Source organism: Pseudidiomarina insulisalsae, from assembly GCF_003987065.1.
GTDB classification, from domain to species: Bacteria; Pseudomonadota; Gammaproteobacteria; order Enterobacterales; family Alteromonadaceae; genus Pseudidiomarina; species Pseudidiomarina insulisalsae.
Genome location: NZ_PIPY01000014.1, coordinates 47,980 through 55,043 on the forward strand (window position 1 = coordinate 47,980; position 7,064 = coordinate 55,043).

General features: G+C 50.3%; 3 protein-coding genes. All 3 read left to right on the forward strand.

Annotated features, from left to right (window positions below; genetic code table 11):
• Positions 1-45 precede the first annotated feature (45 nt).
• The 3 genes from CWI71_RS11655 to CWI71_RS11665 all read left to right on the forward strand — a co-directional run bounded on the left by CWI71_RS11655 (position 46) and on the right by CWI71_RS11665 (position 6,901).
• The gene (locus CWI71_RS11655) at positions 46-1,431 is read left to right on the forward strand and encodes a PhoH family protein (RefSeq protein ID WP_126755445.1); all 1,386 of its coding nucleotides are present in this window, start codon (positions 46-48) and stop codon (positions 1,429-1,431) included.
• Positions 1,432-1,848: 417 nt separating this feature from the next.
• Positions 1,849-6,636: an RHS repeat domain-containing protein gene (locus CWI71_RS11660; protein ID WP_126755446.1), complete on the forward strand. Its 4,788-nt coding sequence runs from the start codon at positions 1,849-1,851 to the stop codon at positions 6,634-6,636.
• Positions 6,629-6,901 (forward strand): hypothetical protein, encoded by a 273-nt coding sequence (locus CWI71_RS11665; RefSeq protein WP_241967743.1) that lies wholly within the window; start codon positions 6,629-6,631, stop codon positions 6,899-6,901. The genes CWI71_RS11660 and CWI71_RS11665 overlap by 8 nt, the downstream gene beginning before the upstream one ends.
• Positions 6,902-7,064 lie beyond the last annotated feature (163 nt).

The window sequence follows — 7,064 nt, forward strand, 5'->3', positions numbered from 1 at the left end:
GCAAGCAAAAATTATAATTAAACATCCTGCTGCTTGAGGTCGCGCATGACAGAAACAACGCCCAAATACTATCTGTTAGACACCAACATTCTACTCCACGAACCCCTCGCTTTCCTGAACTTTGATGAACATAACGTTGTCATTCCCATGGTCGTGCTGGAAGAGCTCGACAATATTAAAGACCGCCATAAAGATGTCAGCCGTGAGGCAAGGGTCGCCATCCGTTCGCTGGAAGACGCATTAAAAGATGCCAGCCCTGAAGAAATTATAGCTGGTGTGCCCTTAAGTCGTGTGCAAGGCGCGCATCAGGCCGGAGGCACCCTTGCGATCTTTCCCGACTACCAGCTGAAACAAACCGAGTCAGCGTTAAATTTATCGGAAAACGATCACCGTATTATTCAGGCCGCAATTGAGCTGCAAAAGAAGCATAGCAACACCAAAGTCGTGCTGGTTACCAAAGACATTAATATGCGACTAAAGGCCAAAGGCGCCGGGGTGAAGTGTGTCGAGGACTACCGTACCGACCAGTTGATTGACGACATCCGCTTTTTATCGAAGGGCTTTGTTGAGCTAGAGGGTGACTTCTGGGAACACGTTGGCGAGGTGACCAGTGTGCAAGAAGGTCGCGAAACCTTTCACGAGGTCGAACGTGAAGTATTGCCCACAGTGTTTCGTAATCAGTACCTGATTGATGAGACCGAGCATTTTGCCGCCAAGGTCGTCGGCTACGATCAGAAGCAGGTGCGTATTCATGACTTGGGCTTTGAACGCATGATGAGCTATCACGCCTGGGGCATTCACCCGAAGAACATTTATCAGGCCATGGCCATGAATGCCTTGCTTGACCCGAGTATTGACCTGGTGATTCTGACCGGCCCGGCGGGCAGCGGTAAGACCTTGCTGGCGCTGGCATCAGCACTTGAAATGGTGATTGAGCAGGGCATTTACGAAAAGATTATCGTCACTCGTAATACCCCCGAAATTGCCGAGTCCATTGGTTATCTGCCAGGTACAGAAGAAGAGAAAATGGCGCCCTGGCTGGCTGCTATCACCGACTCGCTGGAGGTTTTGCATAAGCACGACGAAAGCATGGACTCGAGTCTCAATTACATCATGACCAAAGCCAATATTCAGTTTAAGTCGCTGAACTTTATGCGTGGACGCAGCATTCAAAACGCCATTGTATTGCTTGACGAGTCACAAAACCTGACGGCATCACAGCTGAAAACCATCATCACTCGCTGTGGCACCGGCACCAAAATTATCTGCTCGGGTAACCTGGCGCAAATCGACAGTTATTATCTGACTGCGGTGACCTCTGGCCTGACCTATATCGTCGAGCGTTTTAAAGATTATCCCGGCAGTGCCACGGTGAATTTAAACGGAGTGGTGCGCAGTAATCTGGCGCAATATGCCGAAGAGAATCTATGACGGCCGGCAAGAAGTGAATCGAGCCATTTATCGCTCTCGCCTTACTAGCGTGGTCGTTAATTTTGCATACCCGAAATAGCAGTCATGCCGTTTATTTGAGCCTGTGACTTTTACTCCTTTAGAGGCAGTCACCCGATACGGAATGGAATCGTTTAAGGTTGGCCTAGCTGGGGGCTTAAACGCTGTTGTTGTTCGCCTTTCCCGAATTAAACATCCGCAATTTTGTGACTTTTTAACAATAAAGTTTATCTCAGAACAAAGTTGCAAAAAAAATCTGCATTTTGAAATGGAAAAAATCTCACCGCTTAGACTTGAGTCTCACATGAAAGTGATAGCGAAAGTAAAGTATAGGTTGATTTGTTTTTTTTTGTGGTGTTATTTGTAAAAAAATAAATAACATCTTTAAAAGGAAAAGTCATGGCATGGACGCATTCTGTTGCGCTATCTGCGCTCACAATCCAGTTGTTGTCGATAACACCAGCAGTAGCTGAGGATGAGCAACAATCCGCGCTCACGGAGCGCACTGTGGAGTCACAAAGCTTCACGCGAGACAGAGGCGATCTATCCGATGTGGAGCTCTCGCCTGCGATTGAGTGGGACAGGCGCAGTGATATTGGCGAGCGCCTGTCTGAGCATGGCTCGGATTTGCTCGGCGATACGATTGACACGCATATGGGAAGTTTGTCGTTTTCTCATACCGATATATCCTTACCCGGAAATTCGGATTTGCCAGTCACGCTGATCCGTGAGCTGACGCAGGGGTACTTCCATAACTTCGATGAAGATGTGGAATTTGGCGACTGGAATTATTCGGTCCCTCGTTTACACGTTATTACTTCAACGCAGTCGGGCACCTACACAACGGATTGGGCAGGGGCTCGTTGCACCGACCCCTCATCAGCATTTGCTGTATCCATTTATTCGGGGGCGAATGCTTCCGACGTCCAAAGCTATGTTTACCCAGTGGAATACAGCAACGGCTTGCAGCTTGCTATACCTGGGCAGGGCACGCAACAAGTGCTTAGTATGTCGCCGAACGTCAGCCAACCGTTCCCCTCCGCAGCGCAATTTGTTACACCCGCTGGCTGGTACTTTATTTGTGGCTCCGCAAATGACGGAGGTGAAGGGTTTGTCGGCATCGCGCCAAATGGTGATCAGTATCGCTTCGACCGTTATGCGCAGTTCAAACATCGAAACTTCGGTGCCATTACACCGACCGGCGGTAACGCCGGCCCGTCACGCATTATTGAGCGGGTACGTGCAATGTTGCTGGCCACCGAGGTGACCGATGTGCATGGGAATTGGGTGCGCTATGACTATGATGCGTCCGGTCGATTGACCCGTATTTACGCCAACGACGGCCGCTCGATTACCTTAAGCTATAACGCAGACGGCGTGGTGTCCTCGGCGACCGCCAATGGCAGAACCTGGACTTATGGGTATGTCAGTGCCGAGGTCGGCGATATGATGCGCGGCGATTACGCAGCGGCTAAACAGATCTTAAATAGCGTAACGCGGCCTGATGGCACGTCGTGGTCATTTGATTTGGTCGCCATGCATCACCGCCCGCAAACGGGGACTTATTGTACTAACATTGGCGGAAGCTTAAGCCTTACGCACCCCAACGGTGTGACCGGCACCTTCACGGTCTCTGAACTCAAACATCGGCGTGGCTGGGCGGAATGGATGACTGAAACCACCATTCGTTGCTCCGGTGCCTTTATCAATCCGCGCCAATCGACCTATTACGATATTTATCATTCTCCCACCGAGACCATGTCGGTGACCCAGAAAACGGTGAGCGGCCCCGACATGCCGACATCACAGTGGACGTACACCTATGAGCAGGATGTCGAAGAGGAACGCTACCCGGTAGGCCATGAATACGAAGGGCATCCCATTGCGACGTCGGAGAACGACCCCACAAACTGGACTAAAGTAGTGAATCCGGATGGCTCGGAAACGACCTATGTGCATTACTGGTCGGAGCTATCGCAAGTGTCAGTTGACTATAAACATGTAGGTAAGCTGGTACGAAAAGAGGTTCGTTCTTCGCCGGGTGGTAGTTTGCTTGAGGTGGTTGATTATAGCTATTTAACTGCTGGAAGCTTTGGGCCTTCGTATTTACCTAATGACTATCAATATGCACCATTACGCTCATTAGTCTCGTCGGCGTCCTCAACCGCCAATGTGCAGCCAGCAAAGCAAGTTCAGTCTCGCGATGGCGATACCTTTACCACCGAATACGTTTATAACACCACACAGTCGTCTGGCGCTTATTCCTACGGCAAACCCATTCAGACGAAAGTCTGGTCTAATGTCTCGACAACGCCACGTACAACGGACATTACGTACGAGCATAATACGACGCGCTGGGTCTTAGGGTTGACCAAAACCGTGACGGTGAACTCTCGCCTGACCGATAGCTACAATTACACGAGCAAAGGCGATATCTATCAGCACTGGAAGTATGGGCAAAAAATTGCTGAGTACAGTTACAACAGTTCGGGAACCCTGAACGCAATTACCGATGCACGCGGACAGGTAACGACGTTACAAAACTGGAAGCGTGGTATGCCGCAGCAACTAACGCGCCCAGACAACACTGTCATTTACCAGTACGTTGATAATAACGGTTGGTTGACGAGCACGCGCGATGGCCGCGGTAATACCACGAGCTACTCGCGGGACGCGATGGGAAGGTTGACGGCGATAGACTATCCAGGCAGTTGGTTGAACACCACTATCAGTTATGACTTCTCGCAAGGTGGCGCGAAGCAGACTATTTTACGAGGCAACGCGCTGACCGAAATCGACTACGATGGTATGTTCCGCCCGGTGTTGGAGAAACGCCAGGCGTTGGATACCGGCTGGGTGGCGTACGTGAAGACCAACTACAACAACACCGGTCACGTCGCGTTTAAGTCGCTCCCGGCAACCAGCGCGTCGCCTGCGGCTGGAACTAATTACACGTATGACAGCCTCGGTCGAGTGCTTACGGAAACCGAAACCGTTGCGCCGTACGCTCAGGTGAGCCATCAGTACATGAGCTCACATCGGCACCGTGTCTACGACCCGTCTAATGCGTATACTGATTATTATGCCTATGGCTATGATGGCCCGGGCTCGGACGATTATCGCGCGATTTATCATAGCTCCGGCACCAAGACCGACCTCGTGAAAAACGTGTGGGGTGAGCTAACACAACTGCGCCAATGGGGTACGCAAAACGGCTATTATGCCGACCAAAGCCAGTATTATTATTACGACGCGAAGCGCCGCGTGTGTCGACATTACACACCGGAGACCGGTGCCACGCTGTATGCCTACAACGCGGCGGGGCAAGTGACCGCCTACGCGCAAGGGCAGGCGAACAGCGGTTGTACGGTGCCTGGTTCAACGGCGCGTGTGGATTTATCCTACGATGCCATGGGGCGCTTAACCGTCACCGATTATGACGATGGCATCACCCCGAATATCAGTCGCAGCTACGATGCCGATGGAAATCTTCTCAGCGTCAGCCGCGGTGGCGTCAATTGGGATTACAGTTACAACAACTTAAGTCAGCCCACCGCCGAAACCTTAACGCTCGATAGTCGCACTTATGCACTGTCGTATAGCTATAACAGTGCCGGACAACTCACGCAAAAGACGCTGCCGTCAGGGCGCAGCATTACCTATAGCAACGATGGCTTGGGTCGCCCTTTAACGGTGCGCAATAACGGCGCACTGTTGGCTTCAAGTATGAGTTATCATGCGAACGGCAGTCTGGCTCAGGCCGCTTACGCGAACGGTCATCAGTTTACACAAGCGCTGAATGCACGCGGCTTACCCCAGCAGCTTTATGTAAGCGATGGCGCACAGGTCGCGCTTGACCAGTCCATGACGTACGATGCGCGAGGCAACTTAACCCAACTGACCGACGCCGCGGTGCCGAGCAATTCGCGCGCCAATAGCTATGACGGACTCAGTCGTCTGGTCAGCGCCAGTGGTCCGTGGGGAAGTGGCAGCTACACCTACGATGCCTTAGGTAACCTGCGCCAGAAACAGCTCGGTTCGCGCACGGTCGGCTTGAGTTACAATAGCGTGAACCGCTTAGTGACAAGTGATGATTCGGGCGCTTCTGGCTTGCGCAGCTTTAGCTACGACAGTCGTGGTAATGTCACCGCCGCCGGCGCCTTGCAGTTCAATTACGACGCCGAGAACCAGCCAGTTAGCGTGAGTGGCAGCAGTAGTGGTACCTACGTTTATGACGGGAATCTCAAACGCGTCAAGCAAAGCGTGAATGGTGCCACGATTTACAACGTGTACGACCAGGCTGGTCAGCTGGTGCATGTCGATGCGCTCGATGCCGGCAAGTCCACTGATTATATTCACGGAGCACAGGGCACGCTGGCCCGTATTACCAATAACGTTGTGACGTTCTTACATCACGATAGCCTCGGCAGTGCACAAAGTGGAACCGATAGTAATGGTTCTGTTATTTGGCAGGAATCGTACACTCCTTATGGCGAAGCAATTAACGATATCGCTGCGAATAAAAACTTAGCTGGTTTTACTGGACATATTACGGATGATGCGACCGACTTAAGTTATATGCAGGCACGATACTATGATCCAGTTATAGGGCGGTTCTACTCAAATGATCCTGTAGGTGCGATTCGACACTTAAGTACACCGAATGGCATACATGGCTTTAACCGATATGCTTATGGCAACAACAACCCATACCGATATAAAGACCCAACAGGTAAGTCTTCAGAAGAAGCTAATATGTGGGCTAACATGTTTGGGTTTTCCTCGGCAGATCAAGCTACTACAAGAATAAATAATTCAATTGAGAGTGGCCGACAAGCGGTGGTAAATTCAACGTCTCCTGAAAACTTAAGTGCTGTTTCCGATACACTTGCTGGTGCAACGGTTGTCGCTTTAGTTGCCGGCCAACCAGAAGTCGCTGCGGTGACAGGGATGGGATCATTTGTAGCGGGGCTAGCAGCTGCCGTTCAAGGTGACGATCCTGTAGCGGGTGTAGTTACAGAAACTGCACTACAAGTTACGGGTACTAAATCAGTTGGAACCGCAGCCAAAATCGTTAACGAAGCGTTAGACAGTACTCCAGCAGTGAGAAATGGAATTGACGCTGCGTCTGATGCGACTCAGACTATTATCAAAAATGAGTTAAAAGAAGAGATCAATAATGAGTAATAGAACTCCACTAGTAGTTTATTTGGAAAAAAAATACTTACTGGCTTTTAGAATTATAATGCTCATGGCATCACTTCCATTTCTACATGATGTTTACTTGATAATGGCTTCGGGTATCGCTGACTCTGGCGAATATATAGTTCAGCGTGGTGACGGATGGGGATACTATGCGTATTTATTTAAAAAATCAGCGTTCGCATTTCTGTTCATTTGGTTAGCAACCCTGGGGACAAAGGAAAAATCCGACACTCCCAAAAGTGAATAATTTTTGAATCCAATGCCTCACGCTAGCAGATCTAAGCAGGGCAAGAGCGTGAACGTTTTTTAAGCATTCACGATTAAGTCCAGCACTTCTTCGCTCATGGTGGCCATCTTCTGTTTGCGATTGACGCTGGCATCTATCGTCTTCTCGCGCCGTATCTGATTCA

Excerpts from the sequence above, each read along its gene's own strand:
- CWI71_RS11660 (WP_126755446.1), top strand. The coding sequence starts at position 1,849 with ATGGCATGGACGCATTCTGTTGCGCTATCTGCGCTCACAATCCAGTTG.
- CWI71_RS11655 (WP_126755445.1), top strand. The coding sequence starts at position 46 with ATGACAGAAACAACGCCCAAATACTATCTGTTAGACACCAACATTCTA.
- CWI71_RS11665 (WP_241967743.1), top strand. The coding sequence starts at position 6,629 with ATGAGTAATAGAACTCCACTAGTAGTTTATTTGGAAAAAAAATACTTA.